The following is an 18254-nucleotide window of genomic DNA, read 5'->3' as shown; positions in this document are numbered from 1 at the left end:
GACAAAGTGAGAAATATTTCTAAAGAAGTATTAGACAAAGTGTTTAAAACTCATAAAAAACATTAGACAAAGTGACTAAAAGATAAAAAGATTAAAAACCTTCTTTGAGGTGTTTGTAGTTGGTTTTTATCGTATCCAGAACCTCGTCCATTTTACCGCCGAGCATCAGTCGTGTCATGGATTTGGCCATACCGGTTACCTGTGCCCATTCCATTTTTGGAGGCATGGCTAAGGCGTTCGGATTGGTAAATACATTGAGTAAGATGGGGCCGTCGTGCAAAAAGGCTTTTTTAACGGCATCGAGTACGTCTTCGGGTTTGTGTACATTGATACCGGGGAATCCCATTGCTAGGGCTACCATACCAAAATCGGGATTGACCATATCGGTTTCATTATCGGGTAGTCCATTGACTTCCATTTCGAGTTTAACCATGCCCAGTGCGCGGTTGTTGAATACGATAATTTTGATGGGTAGGTTATATTGTTTTATCGTAGCTAGATCGCCGAGTAACATCGAAAGTCCACCGTCTCCACACATGGCGATGATTTGTTGTTCTGGGTGGGCGAGTGCTGCTCCAATTGCCATGGGCATGGCATTAGCCATAGAACCGTGGTTAAAGGATCCGAGCATTTTTCGCTGTCCGGTACCGGTAATGAATCGCGCACCCCATACGCAGGTCATTCCTGTATCTACGGTGAAAATCGCGTCTTGATCGGCGAGTCTATCGATTATATGCGCGAGGTATTCGGGTTGAATAGCATCTTCAGATCCGTTGTCGTTGATATAAATGTTTTTGTGTTCTTTGACTTTATCGTAAAATTCCAATTGGGCTTTGAGAAAGCTGTCGTCGGTTTTTTCTGCCAACAGCGGTAAGAGGGCGTCTATGGTATGAGCTACATCCCCACAAAGTCCCAAATGCAATTGGGCACGTCTGCCGAGGCGTTCGGTGCTGGTATCGATTTGAACGATTTTGTTGTTGGTAGGCATAAATTTATCATACGGAAAATCCGTACCTAAAAGAATCACCAAATCCGACTCGTGCATGCTGTGGTAGGCCGAAGGTTGTCCGAGTAGTCCCGTCATCCCAATTTCGTAGGGATTGTTGGGTTGTATACTCATTTTACCGCGAAACGAATAACCGACAGGAGCTTTGAGGTGTTGTGCGAGTCGCACCACCTGATCGTGCGCTTTTTCCGATCCGATACCGCAAAACAAAGTGATTTTAGAACTGCTTTCAATGGCGTTAACCAATTGTTGTAACTCGAAGTCTGATGGTCGAATCACGGGATTACAGTTAAAATACTGCGTAGATGTCGTGCTTTCAACAGCTTTCAACTGCGACACATCACCGGGTAAGCCAATCACAGCTACGCCCTTTTTACCCAAGGCGTGTTGGATCGCGGTTTGTATAATACGGGGTGCCTGCTCGGCGGTCATGATCATTTGATTGTAGTAACTGCAATCGTCAAACAATTTGATGGTATTGGTTTCTTGAAAATAGTCCATACCCATTTCATCGGTATTGATGGTAGAGGCAATGGCGAGCATCGGCACGTGGGAGCGATGTGCGTCATATAAACCGTTGATCAAATGCACATGTCCGGGACCGCAACTACCGGCGCAAACGGCAAAACCATCGAGTTCTGCTTCGGCTGCCGCGGCATAGGCCCCCACTTCTTCGTGTCGCACGTGTATCCACTTGATTTTTCCACTTCGGCGGATGGCATCGTTAAAGTGGTTTAAACTATCACCAGTCACGGCATACACCCGTTTTACTCCGGCTTCTATCAACATATCAACTAATTGTTCTGCGACTATTTTACTCATAATGGGGGCTGTTTTAGAAAATTCGTAATGAAGTGGAAGTTTTTGTTTTTTATGATTGATCCACGATCAGGGTGTGGAATTCGATCTGATGAGTTAGGATTTTGTGCACTGGACAGGAGTTGGCTACAAAGAGCAAACGCTTTTTTTGAGCCTCGTCTAAATTGCCGATTAACTCGATTTTACGGGTAAAAAGCGTTGACTCGTCGGCTTCTGACAATTCCACGTTCATGCGTACTTCTTGCAGATCCCAACCTTTGCGATCGGCATACATCCGTATCGTTGCCGAGGTACAAGCACTTAAAGCGGCAGTTAATAATTCCTTGGGTGAAAAACCGCTGTCTTTTCCGCCTTTATCTAGAGGTTCATCGGCGTGGATGATGTTGCCCGTTGGGGTTTTGATTTCAATCTGGTACAAATCCTTTTTAATACTTGAGTTTACTTGAGCCATTTTAAATCCTTTTTGAGTTAATACAAAACGAGGGTGTTGGAGTACAATGGGGAGGATATATTGTTTTCTATAACTAACGAGGCACAGCTCGGTTGATGCTGTTTTTAAAAACGATTAAAACTATTTTATAGACCTATTTCAGGTTAACTATTATATTCCGTTATTATCAAGGGTATTACCCTTATAAATTTAATAAAAAAAGAGATAGTTTTTACTTTTTTAAGAGAAATATATTTATTGAATCGATTTTTTTTCGATAAATCGTATCAGCCTAGTCAGGCTCACGAGTTAGATGATTTTGGTTATAATAAAGTTTATACCGATTTGCTGAAATAGGGAACTTTTGAAAATTTGATTCCGGTTTTCTACGGCACTTTTCAATCTTTTTTAGTATTTTCGAAAAGCCAATTACTTTTGTTCTTACCGTGCATTTTTAGCCGTTTAAATGGCTTGTTGTGCTTAAATAAACACCGATGATTTTACCATTTGAAAAATATACTGTTGATTGGAAAAAGCAGTTTGAAACCATTGAGATCGAACTGCTTGATGCCTTATCTGAATTAGCTGTATCGGTAGAACATATCGGTAGTACTGCTGTAGTAGGTTTGTCGGCTAAGCCGGTAATTGATGTATTGGTGGGGGTAGCTGTTGAATCGGATTTAGACAAAGTGGCGGGTTTACTATCGGCAGGAAATTACGTATACTATGAAAAGTATAACGTGCTAATGCCGTATCGGCGGTTTTTTCTATTGCTGAATCAAAGTCCGGAACAATTGGGAATACCGAAGCGTTTCACCCAGTCCGATGAAATTCCCGAAACGGTACACGACCATCAGTACCGTAGAGCGCATATACATGTGATTCCGATAAACTCCGAACATTGGCTGCGACACATTGCCTTTCGCGATTATTTAAGTGCCCATCAGCAGGTGAAAGCCCAATATCAAACTTTAAAAGAGCATTTAGTTGAAAGAGAATGGAAGGACGGTAATGATTACAATACGTACAAAGATGCCTTTTTAAAGGAGCACGAACAAAAGGCAGTGACTTGGTATCGAAAGTTGCACAATCTATAATAATCAGTAATTAAAACAAAATGCTCTTGGTTCATAATCGTGTAAGCAGTGCTTGCAAGGGAATGCGAAGAGCTGATAATTAAGCAGTGGCTGTTGTTACTGCTAGCACTACATTAAAATAATAATTTGGAGAACATTAAGTAAAAACATGGAACTAATCACTTTAGAAAATACAGATTTACAAAGCATTCTTAATATCTTAAACGAAGTATTTGCCGATTATGTTATACCCTTACAGTTAACAGTCGCGCAATTGGAGCAAAAAATAGCTGCGGAAAACATTCAATTGAATTTGTCTATTGGCGTGGTTTCGGCAGGTAAATTAGTGGGGCTTATGTTGCATGCTATTAACCATATGGATGGTAAGGTTTGCGTCTATAATGCGGGAACAGGTGTCGTTCCGGAGTTTAGAGGCAAAGGTATTGTAGCGAATATGTATCGTTTTTTATTGCCAAAACTACAGGAACTCGGTGTAAAAGCCATGTTGTTGGAGGTGATATTAGGTAATGATTCGGCGATTCGGGCTTATGAAAAAATGGGTTATCGTGTCAATCGTACTTTAGACTCTTTTAAAGGTGTTGTTGCGGTTGTAGCAGAAAATAAAAACCTTGAAGTTCGCGATTTGGTTAACTTGGATTGGGATTGTTTAAAAACGTTTTGGACTGCTTCCCCAGCGTGGCAAGCCAGTGAGCAGGCTTTGGATAACAGCCGAGAGCGTTTGAGCGTTTTAGGAGCTTATGAAGGCGGAGCATTGGTGGGTTATGTGGCTTTTTATGCGAGTATAGCTCGAATCCAGCAGCTAGCTGTGGCACCGAATCAGCGTCGTAAAGGTGTGGCTACAAAATTGATTGAAGCAATGAAAACGGCAGTAGGTGGTCCAGAAATAGCAATCAACAATGTGGATCACGAGGCAATAGATGTAATTGCTTTTTTACAAAGTATGGGATTGAGTTATCGCTTGTCGCAATTCGAAATGATTAAGAACTTATAAAAGCTTTTGGTATGATTAACCCATATACGTAGTTTGTAAGGCGAACAAATTTATATTTGGAGGAATCCCATACAAAATATTACGGAGTGTTACTTGCAGACAATGTTCCACATTTCTTAAGTAAATTGGTCACTTTTTTTCAACAGAGTGAGCAGTTGAAAGATTATAGTGAATCCAGTTGGTTGACTTATTATTTTATAAAGTTGATGATTGGTTTAGCTTATATCCTTTTGTGGAGGTCATAACTGATGCCTATATTGGCAAAGAGGATACGGTTATTGGCGATGGCGCCTGGATTGGTATGCGAGCGATGATTATGCCCGGGATTACAATTGGCGAGGGAGCTATTATTGCTTCGGGAGCTGTAGTAACTAAGAATGTGGCGCCTTATACTATTGTAGCTGGCAATCCGGCTCAGTTGGTTAAAACTCGATTCGCGCAGCAAATAATAGACGACTTATTGGCATTACAGCTATACGAATGGCCTACTGATAAATTCACCAAACTCCAAGCATTTATATGTGCTGCCGATATTGATATTTTAGTAGAGCAAGCATTAAAATACGATCTCGAGCACGAATAAAAAGGGTGTTGAAATCAATAAATAAGCAGTCCGATTACAGCGGCCAATCCGAGTATTAAAATCGGGTGTAAGCGGTATTTGATTGCCAGAAGAAGCGTTCCAGCGAAAATAAGCGGACTTATTAGGTCGGTAAAATTCTCTTCATTCATCAGGGAGATGGCAGCTATTGCAATTAGAGCCACACTTAATGGGCGTATACCTTGTAGCGCTGCGGCGAAGTAAAAATTGGTCTTAAAGCGAACAAAATAGTAAGAGATGAAAAGAATCATGATAAACGACGGCAAACAAAGCGATAATGTAGCGATTATAGAACCGAGTACGCAAAAGTAGGGATTGTATCCCAGGTTTTCGAGTGCTTTATATCCGGTATAAGTGGCGCTATTGATACCGATAGGGCCGGGGGTGGTTTGAGATATCGCTACCAGATCGACAAATTCTTTGTTGGTCATCCATTGGTTTTGAACCACCACTTCATCTTGTATAAGCGATAACATCGCATAACCACCGCCAAAACCAAAGCTACCAATTTTTAGAAAAGTCCAAAACAATTTTACAAATACCATCATATACTTAGTACGTTCGTGCTTTAATGATGTTATAGGTAATGCCTCCAGTAGCGCCTAGGATAATAACCCATATCGGCGAGAAACCAAATTGCCACATCAGCAATAGGGCTGCTAAAGGAATCCCTATTGTAAATCTGTTTAATTTATTGGCTTTAAAGGCTGCATAACAAGGGGCAACAATCAAAGCGACCGCTGCGGGGCGAATGGCTTTAAAGGCTTTGGCTACCCAGATGTTATCTGCGAAACGATTGAAAAATACAGCAATCAGTACAATGATTAAAAAAGGGGCTATAACTGTACCCAAAGCAGCGACTATCCCCCCTTTGATGCCCGACATCTTATAACCCACCATAGCGGCTAAATTGGTAGCGAACACCCCGGGAAGCGATTCGGTTATCGGCAAAATCTCGTAAAACTCATCGGTAGTTAACCAACCTTTCGCGATGATTTCGCGTTCAATTAATGGAATCACGGCATAACCGCCGCCTATAGTGAAAAGTCCGATTTTGGTGAAAGTGAAAAAGAATTTTAAAAGCATTTTTTTGCCGTTTTACCGCCTTGAAGGTATATATCTTGGTGATAATTAAAGAACTTGAAAGATACGTTTAATTCAATTTTTATCCAAGGGAGTGGGTTGTTTACTTATGGTAAAAAGCAGTTTTTTTTAGTTTTTTAAAGCAATTTACAGTAGGAATATATACCAATTTGATAAATCAGAAGAAATATAACGAGTTCTGTTAAAAATCTAATTTAGAGTAGTCTTTTAAAAGGAATTCAATGGGTTCGCTAAGCTTGATGACTGCGGTTACTGGCAGCGATCCATTGAGATTTTTGACATCTCGGGCAAGTAGGAGAGGTCTGCTTTTGAAAAGCGATGGTCTCTCCACAAAACAGGCAAGAATATCGGGTTCCTATTTCAAAATGGGTTACAATTTTCTCGATATAATGAGGGAGGATGGGAAGTCCATATTGCAATTCAGCCTTGTCGAAGAAATACACACTTACTTCACCTGATGTTTCCAATATGGCATATTCTACTTGTCCTAAGTGAAAAACACCTCGAAGACGTAATTCCATAAAAAACTCATCTTTACTCAGGGTTTCCTTTTTAAAATCATTAATTGCAAAAGTTCCTTTTTTGATGATGTATACGGGACGACCTTCAAAGAAATTTTCTAAAAGCGGATATTTAAAAATCAACAGCGTAAAAATTTTATAACAGATTACGATAACCGAGAACGCGATAAGGGCATTGACAATACCAATTTCCATATACAACATCGGATCGCCTGCTGCGGATCCCAATCCGAGAATCACGACCAATTCAAAGACAGATAATTGCTTGACACCTCTCTTTCCGAGTATTCGCAGAAAAATGAGAATAATAAAAAACATAACTACGGTACGCAGAGCAACAAGCATTAAAATGTTGTTTTCTAATTCTCCGAATAAAAAATTACTGGCTTCCATATGTAGACCTTAGGGGTGAATTAAATATACGTTTTTTTTCTAGTGGATAACACTGCACAGTTCGACCATTTATAAAAAATATTTTGAGTACAATTTTAATGGTTTATTTAAAAAAGGAGTACTCCAACTGCTCCAATATGCTTTTGGTGTACTCCTTTGTTGAGGTAGCCTATCGATCTATTTGCTTATAAGCTGTGAAGAGCTATTAAATACTAAAGCTTCCAATACTCGTTAAATAACGCCAATTGATTGGACATCGATCGGCTCCAATAGTTGGCGTTGTGAGCAATAATACCCATCGATATGTTTAAAAAATTCGTCCATTATATGAAATCGCTTTAAGTACTATATTGTAAATAAAATACAAATTAATTTGCGCCCAGTCTAGTCCGTAATTGAAGTTGTAATACGTACTAATCAGGTTTGTTTATTGAGCTGTTGTTGTATATAATGATGTGGCGACATTCCAGTAATTTTGCTGAACGCATTGGAAAAACTACGACTGTTAGAAAAACCCAAAGAATCAGATATAAACTGAACCTTAAATTTGCACCATTGCGGATCTTCACCCAATAGCGTTAGAAAATAATTGATACGCAGTGTATTTAAGTATTCTACAAATGACTTGCCTTTGTACATATTGATGCATTGCGATAAATAACTGCGATTGGTATTCCACTGTTGTGCTAAGTCATTCAAATTCAAATCCTTTTTTAGAAAATGTTTCTTTTTCTCAAAAGAATCTAAATGATTTAATATGTTTTTAATGACTTTGTCGTTAATATCAAACGGCGGATTTTTTAAATTGCTATTTCCACGAGTTAGCCAAGGTTGTTTATTCCATGCAGGAGATGCCTTAATGTTTTCAGTAATGAGGTAGTTTTTTTTAAATTCGCTGTCGCTGTTGCGTTTTTTATCTTGTGCGTTTAATTGAAATTCCCTTCTTTTTGCTTCCTTTTTTCGTTTGTTATAAAACCATATAAATATTGGGAAAGCAACGAGCATTGCGCTACCCAGTATACTGAGGTATTGAATCAGATTACTGTGTCTATTTAAATCATTTTCTAAGCGTTCCTTTTCCCTTTGTAAGTTCTTGATGTCGAGTTTTGTGTGTAAAGCTTGCATCAAAAAGTTGTACTCATTTTGAAGATTTAAGGTCACATTTAAGAGTTTATTGGTATATAATAATTCATTTTCGGAGTCTTTTTGTTCTTTATAATAATTAATAAGGTATAAGTAGGCATCTTTAATTTCTAAATTACAATATTGATGTTTCGTATATATAAAATCTACTTTTTTAAAATAGAAAAGGGCTTGTGATTTTTCATTTAATTTCCAATAATTTAAACCGAGATAATAATAAATTACGGCCTCGTTGGCAAAATCATCGTTTTTTACAATAGAGGATAAGGCTTCGTTGAGTAACCGAATACTGGTTTTATACTGGTTTTGTTGGTAGTTATTTAAGCCTAAGATGTATTTTAAATAGGGCTCTTTATACAATACATCATCGGGTTTTAAAAGTGGTATTTTTGGAATACCCGCTTCAATTAGGGTGCGACTTTCATTATATTGCTTTAAATAGTATAATGAAAAGGCCTCTCTATAAAGCGCATTAAAATATCCTTGTAGATGGTTGTATCCCTTACTGTGTTCAAAGTATAATCTCGCTTCGTGGTAGTAATCATAGGCCTTGTTGTATTCTTGCATATAAAAGTACACTTGCCCCACACCATATAAACTCTTGTGGTAGGCATAAGGCTCCTTGTCTTTATTGATTAAACTCAAAGCCAAAAGTTCAAATTCTAGCGATTCAATATATTTTTTCTCAAAGTAAAAGCAGTTCGCTTTTGTTTGAAGGGCTCGTATATAGAAAATAGGAGGCAGTTGCTTAGATATTTGTAAGAGGCTGTCAGTATAAGTATGCATTTTAGTACCCGTGTGCTGGGAATAAACAAATCTATAGTAACCTTCGAAGAGTTGCTCTTTATTGTGTTCGCTTTTCGCTTTTTCTATATAAGTATTTAATAGTTTTTCGTAATTCGCATCGGAAGATAAGGTGTTTCTTAACGAATCATTTAACTGTTCGTAGGTGATCTCAGGTGGATTTTTTGTGCTAACGAATTGAGGTTTTACCTCTTGAATTGTTAAAAATACAAATAAAACAAAATATAATCGGGTCATATTAGAACGATTTTTGGTGAAAATTGTATCAGTAAATTATTTTTTTATTTGTTTAATATGTTGTTATTCAGTTGTTTGTTTTGCTACTGGAATGTAAATTGATCAAATAGCATACCTACTTTTTGCCGTGCAGAAACAGAAATGTTAGTTTTGGATAAACTTAACAAAAAACAATTAATTAATCAATTTAAATAGATTATGAAATTTTACTATCTTTTACCACTAGCCGCTATTTCTATTACCTCTTGCCATGCTGATTTTGAAGAAAGGGATTCATTAAACGTTCTAACGAGCAAATCATCAATGGAAGTTCCCGTTCCAAAAACTACTTATATACATTTAATAGCACCCCAATTGGTGAAATCTTATAAAGAATATATTGATTTAAATCCGGTTACTACTTTGTCACAAAAGCTAGCTGCTTTGGATATGGTATCTAATCAGAACAGCTCTTTTACTGCTATTAAACCGATGAATTACCAGCTTATTTCGGATTTTAAAGCCAATCAACTAACGGGAAATGTCGATCAGCTTTATATCGATTTAAATGTGTCGAATTCCGTAAAGTATTACTTGGATAATCTCTTGCTGCCAACTACAAATTTATCGGCTATGCTTACGAGTATCGATTTGGATAAGAATCTTACAGCTGATGAAATCAAGCTGTTAAGTACTATAGTAGCTGTTTTTCAAACGGAGTTGATTGGAAATGACGACGATTCTTGGAGGAGAACCATGATTGTAGGTTTGGTGATGGGGCTTAAGGAAAGTAATGCGCAGGCTACTTTTAATATAAGTTGGATAAAAATACATATGTAAAAACCACTCTCTATAAATGAAGGGGTATCAAGCATTGCATATGAACTTCATGGGAATTTTTTATGTAAATACCTAACGCAATTTGCAGCATATGGTATTTCTAATAGCTACGGCTAACAGTACTATGGTCCAGTAAGCTTTAATTTGATTTCGATTAATGGATGGCTATCGGGGCGCTTTTCAAGACCAAATACTTACTTTTTAATACACTAGTGTAGCGGTGTAGTTCAAAGGCTCATTAGAAAATTTTTAAAATTTAACGTATGTGTAAAGAGCACTCCTTATGGGGCTCTTTTGCATTCGAATACTTATACAACATCGATGGGTAGCATGGCTACTTTTCACGTTCAAAGGTGTTGTGTTTAATACCAAACCAAAAACTTTTATTAATCTAAATTTTTATTATGACAAAAAAATTTACACTTCCACCCATTATTCGGGCAATAGGCATACTGCTTTTATTGCTCATGTGGTCTTTAAAAATGGAGGCTCAAGTCGCAAACAGTCCTGTTTTAACATGGGATCAACAGGTCGGTTGTATTGAATACGACGATGAAATCAAAGATCGTGAAAAGGAAAAACTCATCAATTTATTAGAAAATGTAGAAGAGGGTAGTTGCATCCGATTTTGTGAGGGTAGTAGGGTAAATTATACTTTACAGGCTACCAATGTAAGCCTGGTACAATGGCAGGTTACGGGAGGAGCACTTGTTAGTAGTTCCAACACCCAGGCTCAAGTACTGTGGGGAGCTAGCGGTAGTGGTAGTATTACACTTACCGTTACCTATACGGACAATACGGTTCAAGTTCGCACAATTTGTATAGAAAAAATAATTAGCCCTAGGGCTGAATTTCAAATTAATGGACCAGAACCCGATCAAAGAGAGTTTTGTACTAATACAGCCATTTCTTTTGATAACTTATCTACTCAGAATAACGGTAGTGCGATAGTGCATTATTTTTGGGATTTTGGAGATGGAGCAACCTCAAATTTATTTGAACCTAGTCATACATATACTCAAGAGGGGGCTTATAAGGTCTATTTAAGGGTTACAAATAGTTGTAATTGCAGTTCGGATTACGCTTTCGAGGTTTATGTCAAAGATGTAAAACCGGTGGAGATTACTTGTACCAATGTTACTTGTGAAGGAAACAGAGAAACTTATAGCGTAAACGATGAATGCGGTGGAAAATGGAAAGTGGAAGGCGGTACGATTGTAGCAGACAACGGTATCTCTATAGAAGTTGTTTGGGATAATATCGATCCAAGTGATGGTTTCGGATATGTGAGTTATATTTCAGATTGTTCGTGCCCTTTTTGGACTACGGTAAAAATTCCAGTAGTTACTCGTAAGGCAAAAATAAAAGGACCAGACATTATTTGTCAGGGCAAACAAGCTCGCTTTACTTTACCCCAATGGCCAACTACAGATTTTAGTTGGTCGATTCAACCAGCGGGAACAAACACTACTTTGGTATTGACAGATCAGCGAAACGAAATTGTAGTGGATGCTTTAGAACCGGGCGATTATATTTTGGTTGTGGAATACTACAATACCCTATTATATGAAGAAGGATGTCGTGGAGAGTCATCGCACCGATTTAAAGTAGTTGAAAATGTGTCTGTTATTTCAGATAATATATTTACGGTTTGTCAGGGAACTTATAAGAGTTTTAGCAGTAGTAATGGAAATTCGGTAAAATGGCAAATCACTCTAAATAACAGTGTTGTACACGCTACCGTTGGGTCGTGGACAGATTATACGTTTAATAGTCCAGGTACTTATGTAGTTACGGCCAATAATAACGGTTGTATTAGTGATCCTGTGTTGATTGAAGTTATTAAAACGCCAATTATTACAGGTGTTATTAGCGGACCTAATAAGGTTTGTTTAAATGTACCCTATACGTATGCTATTAGTGAAAATGAAGCGGGAGCTTTATACGTATGGAGCGCAATAGGAGGTAGTGTGGTTGGTAACAATCAAGGTACCCAAGTTGACTTTGTATTTACGAGCCCTAATGCAACTGTGAGTGTAGTAAAACAGTATGTTAAAAATGGGGTGACTTGCAGTTCACAGCCCATTTCGTATAATGTTACTCAAGTTCAAATGAATCCTATTATTGTTAATAACAGTGGATTAGCGATGTTTTGTACGAGTAAATCGTATGAGTTTTCTGCTAATTTAAATGGAATCGATGCAGATTTGTTGGAGTGGGAAATTAGTCCTTCAAACTTTGGAAGCATTATCAATGGTATTAATGGCAATACAGTAACTGTAGGATTAAACGAAGCAAGTGGCGGAGTTAATACGGGAACCTTAACTTTAATCACCACCAAATGCGGTATTAAAACATCGGTTTCTCACAGTATATCTTTAGTAGCCAGTATTTCGTTAAGCATAGGTGCGGTGTCCGATATTTGTCCAGCAGACCTTACTTTTAGCGTACCTGTAACCTCTAGTGCACCAGTTTCAGCAGGTGGGCAATTGGTTTTTGAATACAACGGTACGGCCGCGTTTACAACAGCTTACACAGGCACGGGAACGTATACTGTTCCTCAAAACTTTGTAACGAGTTCAGCAAGTTCAATCGGGGCAACCTTAACCGTTAAATTGGTTAATGCATTTGGATGTACTACTACGATATTGGCAAATAAACCAGTAATAGTTTTACCTTTAACCACTGTGGAGTTATTTAAAACGAGTAACAGTCCAACTGTTATATGTATGGCAACTCCATTTGCGATTAATTTCCAATCAACGGTTTCTACTGGTGTAACTTCTTCTCTGACATTTAGTTGGTTCTACAGCAATAGTGCCACGCCATTTGCTACACAAGTAGGCAATCCTAATTTCACATTAAATAATTGGAATTTCCAAGGAGCAGGTGATTATTATGTTCAGGTAACGGATATAAATTCTTGTGTGATTAAATCGAATAAGATTCGCATTTTTGAAGATTGTAGCCCGGGAGTACCTGGAGGTCCTGGTTCTGGTTGTGTGCTGCCATTTAATCCATTCCCAGATTTGAATTATTTATGGACAGGTTGTACGACGGTTTCGGTTACTCCTCAGTTTTATAATATTCCTCCTTATAATATTGTAAATGTGTCTTGGGAGGCAATTACACCTGGCGCAGTAGTTTCTCCTTTGAGTACAAATAATTTGGGGGTTTTTGAGATTCCTAAAGTAGGTAGTTATGATTTGAGAATCAGAGTGCGCTATGATGGTTGTCCAGATACTTTCACTAAAGTAATCAACGTTCGTAAGCACTATGAACCAATTTTGCGCTATACGGTAACTTGTAATGGAAACAATACCTATAGTATTAATTTATTAAACAACAGTAAGTTGTTTGATATCAATTCCAATTTGGTGAATATTACGTATTTAAACAGTGCAAATAATATTATTGGTACAGGTCAAAGTGTTAATGTTACTGGACTTACAGCGGGTACGCATACCTTTAAGCTGCGCTTGTCTACCGGACAAACTACGGCAAACGGAACGCCAATTCCGGTTTGTGAGACAACACAGCAGATTGTAATCGATGCTCCTCCAGCACTTAATTTTACATTACCCGACGGTTTTGATTATTGTACGGAATATCCAGTAACTTTAAGATTGCCAAACAACCAATACAACTCGAATTATCGTTATGTATGGCTCTTTAATGGGACTTCGTATATAGCTAGTGGAGTAGATACAAAAATCAATTTTGCTTTACCTTCTGGCTTCGTAAATTCGTTCCCTGTTAAATTAAGAATAATTAATCAATTTGACTGTGTGTTCGAATCTAACCCACAAATGGTGACTGTAAGAAAGGCGAATTTCACTGGTGGAGGAGTATTTCCAAATCCTGCTGATTTCTGTGAAAGCAATGTAGTTCCGTTGACCTATGTAGGCGGAAATATGCCAAGTTCTATCATTTGGATGCGCGACAATGTTCAAGTAGGTACAAATTTATCTTATACACCTACTCAAAGTGGTAGTTACTGGCCGGTATTGATCGATGCAAACGGTTGTCGATCATTTGCGATGTCTCAATTCCCGGTGAGTTACAAACTGCGTAAAGTTCCGTTTGCAAGTATTAATGGCAACACTAGCGTTTGTTATGGAGGTAGTACTACTTTAACGGGTATTGTTACAGATCCTACTGTAGAACATCGTTGGACGGGGCCAAACGTACCTGGATCTTTTACCAACTGGGTAGCTGGAGGTACTAATTTGAGTTTTACCCTAAGTGGTTTATCGCCGGGGACTCATAATTATACTTTTGAAACCAGATACGCCTATGATACGAGTTGTGTAAATAGTTTTGTAACTTCGGTACAGGCACATCCACAAATAGCTACTCCTAATGTTAGTTATTCGTTGGTAAGTTGTCAGCCTTATACACTAAGATTAACGGCAAGTGGCCCTAATAATGGGGTGTATAATTGGAGTAATGGTGCAACAGGCAAATCCATTGAAGTAACTGTAGGTGGGGCTTATGCCGTAACCTATACCGCTCCAACTGGTTGTAGTGTTACTGGATTCGTACAGGCACCTCATAATCCAGAGCGTTCTTTATGGATTGTTCCAACGGGTTGTTATGATTTCTGTTTAACCTCTAAGCGATTCTTATTAGGTCCGTTGGGTATCTATAGTGGATACAACTGGATGATAAACGGAGGAGCTGTACAAAGCGGTTCGAATACATCAATTCCAAATCAACCAATTGTAATGGCAGGTACTTATCAATTACAGGTTTCGCAGTTGGGATGTATCTTTAAGAGTAATACGTTACATGTGGCACCTGATTTGGATAATTGTCCTACTAGACCTTGTAGAATTGAAGCTTCATTCGAATATGCAGGTATGGAGCAACTGGGTATGTATTTGTACTATGTAAACCTATACAATCCTAATAGTTATAATGTAAATGTCAACATCAGTAGTTTTAATAATTATGGTGTTTTTGTGCCAGGAACATTTAACTTGACTCCAGGATGGAATTCTTTTGGACCGGTAATTTTTCAAGCAAACAGTACGTTTGTGCCTGGGGCGCCAGACTTTATAATGGTTCAAATGCAAGGATGTATGGATTTGTATGAAATTAAATTGCCAAGCAAATATCGCAGAGCAGCCGCAGTTAATGAAGAGGCTATTCAGGCAACTATGGTGTTGTCTCCAAATCCAGCACAAGATGTTACTGTGGCTAGTTTTGACCTCGGAGATCAGTATCGAAATGCACAAAGCATCGTGATATATGATGTAACGGGAATGCAAAGAGCGAAACAGAAAGTTAGTGGTAACAAAGGAGAAGTTACCTTAAACGTACACCAATTGGCTGCGGGTACTTACATCGTAAGTCTGGAGGCAGATGGTAAACGTATAATTCAACAAAAATTGATTAAAAAATAAGCTTTAATCAAATAAACGGTGCTGAAAAATTGATTTCAGTGCCGTTTTATTTCGCTTTAGCAACTTTGTGCGAAAAGGTGTTATAAAAGGCACTATTTCGATGCGTACTTTAGTTGTGAAATTCCATCAATTACTAATTACTACAGCCGTAAGCACTTGTGTTTGCGGCTGTCTTTTTATAATATACTAGACGTATTTATCGATGTAAAAGTTAGTATAGCAAAGTAGTCTGTAAAGTATATAAAATAAGAGTGCTTATACGTATATAAGCACTCTTATTTTTAAGGATATAGTTTTAAATGAGGCGTTATTTTTTAGAGATGTTACTTAAAAACAGCTGTCTTACTTTTTCAACATCATAACTTTTACCGGCTTCCAAATCACCTGAAGCAAAGATATTTGTTACCACGCCCTCACCATTTATTACAAAAAAGAATGGATATCCCAATCCTTTAGAATCAGGAGCATATTTGTCAAAAACCGCTTTGTTTTTATTCTTAGTAGAATAGTTTAGGTGATAATAAAGATAATTTTTATCGACTAAGTTTTTTAATTCTTGATTGTTTTGAACAAAATCATTAAATCGCAAACACCAAATACACCAATTACCACCAGCTTGTACAAATACGTTTTTGCCCTGAATTTTAGCCTCTGCTATCAATTCGTTCAATCTGGCTTGGGCATCTTCTTGTTCGTTATACGGTTTGGACAATGTTTCTTTTTCTGCTTCTACGGCTTTTTTAGCAGCAACGGTATCTACTTGTATGATAGTATCTGCCTCTACAGTTGTAGTTGGTTCAACCGACGGCACTTCTTTTTTGCAGTTTGACAGTAAGAGAACTGAAACGAGTAGTGCAGAAGATATAAGGATTTTTCGCATATTAAAAGGGAGTTATAGGTTTATGGTATTACTGAACTAGATTCTTAAGAATAAAGGAATCTTAATTACAGCTTTACAGGACAAAATTAATGATTTTATGATTACAACATCTAAAAGTAAGATTATAAAATATAGGTTGTTGCTATAAAAAAAAGACGTCTTTAAAGACGTCTTTTTTATAAATATAGAATCGGGAAATTACTTATTTTTTGTTTTTGAAGTTTTTTGCTCCGTTATAAATTTTTCCTTTTCCGTAGTCTTTTTTAGTTGCTTTTGCTACTTTAGTTTTTGTAGCGGGTCTGTTTTCATTATTTACAAAAGTCAAAGCACCTGTATAGTTTGCCGTAATGGTGTTGTCTCTATCGTCAACAGCAACTACTTTAATAGTATAATTATTACCTTCTTTGGCTACGGTAACCGTACCTGTTCTAGTTGGAGCCGAATTGATATAATCGTCATTTTTCATTTCGTAATACCAAGTACCAAAATCCAATCCAACTTCTGTTCCTCCACCTGTACTTGCATTTCCAGCTTTTTCTTCACCAATAGGATATACACCTACAGGGATATCTGCAGTAGCACCAACAGCGGTGTATAAAGCTACTCTTAAATATTCACCAGAACCCTCTGTAGCCCAGTAATATTCTGGGTAAGTCGTTAAATTTTCATTTAACAAATACAATTCCCATCTGTTGTTTTCTTTGCCTTGAACAGGTGATTTACCCTTGTATTCTAGAAAACCTTGATCTAGATTTCCTACCGTTTTGTCAGATTTTAAAGTAGAAATGGTGTATTCGTCCCCTTGTTTTACTTTTCCAGTATATTTTCCAATATGTCTTGATCCATCTTGTAATTCAATATTGAAGCGAATTTCTTGACCTTTGGCATTGTCCATGGTTTTAATAGTACCATCCAAGATAAATGACTCTTTTGCAATTCCCTTAGAACTGTCGTTATGTAAGAATTTAGCGAAAGTATAACCTGGATTTCCATTGTCAATTTCTTCTTTAGTACCTACGTGGAAGGTACCCAATTCGTTTTTAGAAGAAGCCTTAAATGTTTTGTTTGGGATTTTTATTCCCTCCCATTGTCTTGGAGCCATTACATCAAAAAACGAAAGCGAGATATGGTATCCATCTCCTTCCAATTCTCCGTATTTATTAGCTTGTCCTTGAGTGAAGAACGTCATGTATTCCCCAATATTTGGATAGTCATATTGATCATCACCCCAATACCAACCGTTTTGGATTTCGTATTCGATTTCATATATAGGTTCGATGTCGATCAGTCCAACATAATTGATTTGATGAGAAGTGTTTTGTTCGTCAATTAGAAGACCTTTAATGGTATAAGTATCGGCATTTTTGCTTACTTCTACATCTCCAGAAACAATTTTTAATTGAGTATCAGCCTTTTTTAAATAACTGTCTGCTTGGATGGAATACAAGGCAGCTGTTGAGCCAACCGTATATTTAGTTCCTTTTAAAGTGGCATCCAATAAATCTTTATCCGCTATCGCATCGGAAATAAAGTTTAATTGAAAGTCGGTATCATTAGATTTTAATAAAATGCTGAATTTACCTTGATTGGTTTCTGTACCTAAATAAGTTCCTTTAGAACTTACGATGGTGGTTTCCGGAATGGTTTCGTCTACAGCTGGTTTACTGTTGTCGTCGCTGCTGCAAGACGACAAAACTCCGTTTGTAAGCACAATAAGGCTTAATAAACAAATAAACTTTTTCATAAAAAGGGTTTTTAAATATGCCAATAGTAGCATGTGATTAACGTTTAAATTTTTTTAATCGTAATAAATAAAAGTGAAGGTAATTTATCGGTTGTCGTTAGTAGTGATAGATTTTAGTTTCTCGTCATTTTAATCTACGAAGGCTTTATGATTTAGTAACGTTTAGGAAATATAAATATATAAAATTTTTATAAAACTAGCTTAATGTAGGTTTTTTTATAGTGTTAAAGTTGTGATTGAGATTTTTAGAACAATTG

Annotated in this window: 13 protein-coding genes; 5 read left to right on the top strand and 8 right to left on the bottom strand. The window is 37.4% G+C overall.

Going from position 1 to position 18254, the window contains the following annotated elements:
• Nucleotides 1-91: 91 nt before the first annotated feature.
• Both KO524_RS12480 and KO524_RS12475 read right to left on the bottom strand, forming a co-directional pair.
• Entirely contained in the window at nucleotides 92-1828 is a 1737-nt protein-coding gene (locus KO524_RS12480) for a thiamine pyrophosphate-dependent enzyme (protein WP_219294508.1), read from the bottom strand.
• 49 nt (nucleotides 1829-1877) lie between these two features.
• Nucleotides 1878-2276 (bottom strand): OsmC family protein, encoded by a 399-nt coding sequence (locus tag KO524_RS12475; RefSeq protein ID WP_219294507.1) that lies wholly within the window; start codon nucleotides 2274-2276, stop codon nucleotides 1878-1880.
• A gap of 473 nt (nucleotides 2277-2749) precedes the next feature.
• Between KO524_RS12475 and KO524_RS12470 the strand changes: the two genes are divergently transcribed.
• From KO524_RS12470 to KO524_RS12460, 3 genes are all read left to right on the top strand, one after another.
• On the top strand, nucleotides 2750-3352 hold the full coding sequence (locus KO524_RS12470) for a GrpB family protein (RefSeq protein ID WP_219294506.1): 603 nt from the start codon (nucleotides 2750-2752) through the stop codon (nucleotides 3350-3352).
• Nucleotides 3353-3500: 148 nt separating this feature from the next.
• Nucleotides 3501-4343 carry a GNAT family N-acetyltransferase gene (locus tag KO524_RS12465; protein ID WP_219294505.1) on the top strand — a complete coding sequence of 281 codons (843 nt, stop codon included), beginning with the start codon at nucleotides 3501-3503 and terminating at the stop codon, nucleotides 4341-4343.
• Nucleotides 4344-4521: 178 nt separating this feature from the next.
• Nucleotides 4522-4926: a CatB-related O-acetyltransferase gene (locus KO524_RS12460; protein ID WP_255555256.1), complete on the top strand. Its 405-nt coding sequence runs from the start codon at nucleotides 4522-4524 to the stop codon at nucleotides 4924-4926.
• 14 nt (nucleotides 4927-4940) lie between these two features.
• On the opposite strand, the gene KO524_RS12455 is transcribed toward KO524_RS12460, so the two are convergent.
• The 4 genes from KO524_RS12455 to KO524_RS12440 all read right to left on the bottom strand — a co-directional run bounded on the left by KO524_RS12455 (nucleotide 4941) and on the right by KO524_RS12440 (nucleotide 9146).
• A complete protein-coding gene (locus tag KO524_RS12455) occupies nucleotides 4941-5492 on the bottom strand; it encodes a chromate transporter (RefSeq protein WP_255555255.1) in 552 nt (183 codons plus the stop codon).
• A gap of 4 nt (nucleotides 5493-5496) precedes the next feature.
• A complete protein-coding gene (locus KO524_RS12450; RefSeq protein WP_219294504.1) occupies nucleotides 5497-6030 on the bottom strand; it encodes a chromate transporter in 534 nt (177 codons plus the stop codon).
• Nucleotides 6031-6278: 248 nt separating this feature from the next.
• Nucleotides 6279-6962 carry a DUF421 domain-containing protein gene (locus KO524_RS12445; RefSeq protein ID WP_219294503.1) on the bottom strand — a complete coding sequence of 228 codons (684 nt, stop codon included), beginning with the start codon at nucleotides 6960-6962 and terminating at the stop codon, nucleotides 6279-6281.
• A 417-nt stretch (nucleotides 6963-7379) separates the two neighbouring features.
• Entirely contained in the window at nucleotides 7380-9146 is a 1767-nt protein-coding gene (locus KO524_RS12440) for an AraC family transcriptional regulator (protein ID WP_219294502.1), read from the bottom strand.
• Nucleotides 9147-9344: 198 nt separating this feature from the next.
• Here KO524_RS12440 and KO524_RS12435 point away from each other — a divergent pair, with 198 nt between their 5' ends.
• A complete protein-coding gene (locus KO524_RS12435) occupies nucleotides 9345-9965 on the top strand; it encodes a hypothetical protein (protein ID WP_219294501.1) in 621 nt (206 codons plus the stop codon).
• A 404-nt stretch (nucleotides 9966-10369) separates the two neighbouring features.
• The gene (locus KO524_RS12430; protein ID WP_219294500.1) at nucleotides 10370-15373 is read left to right on the top strand and encodes a PKD domain-containing protein; all 5004 of its coding nucleotides are present in this window, start codon (nucleotides 10370-10372) and stop codon (nucleotides 15371-15373) included.
• Between the two features lie 307 nt (nucleotides 15374-15680).
• Here KO524_RS12430 and KO524_RS12425 read toward each other — a convergent pair whose 3' ends face one another.
• Nucleotides 15681-16253: a thioredoxin family protein gene (locus KO524_RS12425; RefSeq protein ID WP_219294499.1), complete on the bottom strand. Its 573-nt coding sequence runs from the start codon at nucleotides 16251-16253 to the stop codon at nucleotides 15681-15683.
• 202 nt (nucleotides 16254-16455) lie between these two features.
• Complete coding sequence (locus tag KO524_RS12420; RefSeq protein ID WP_219294498.1) at nucleotides 16456-17997, bottom strand: hypothetical protein; 1542 nt, start codon at nucleotides 17995-17997, stop codon at nucleotides 16456-16458.
• Nucleotides 17998-18254: the final 257 nt, after the last annotated feature.

Source organism: Flavobacterium sp. NKUCC04_CG (assembly GCF_019345525.1).
Taxonomy (GTDB): Bacteria; Bacteroidota; Bacteroidia; order Flavobacteriales; family Flavobacteriaceae; genus Flavobacterium.
This window is presented reverse-complemented; position numbering and strand designations above follow the sequence as displayed.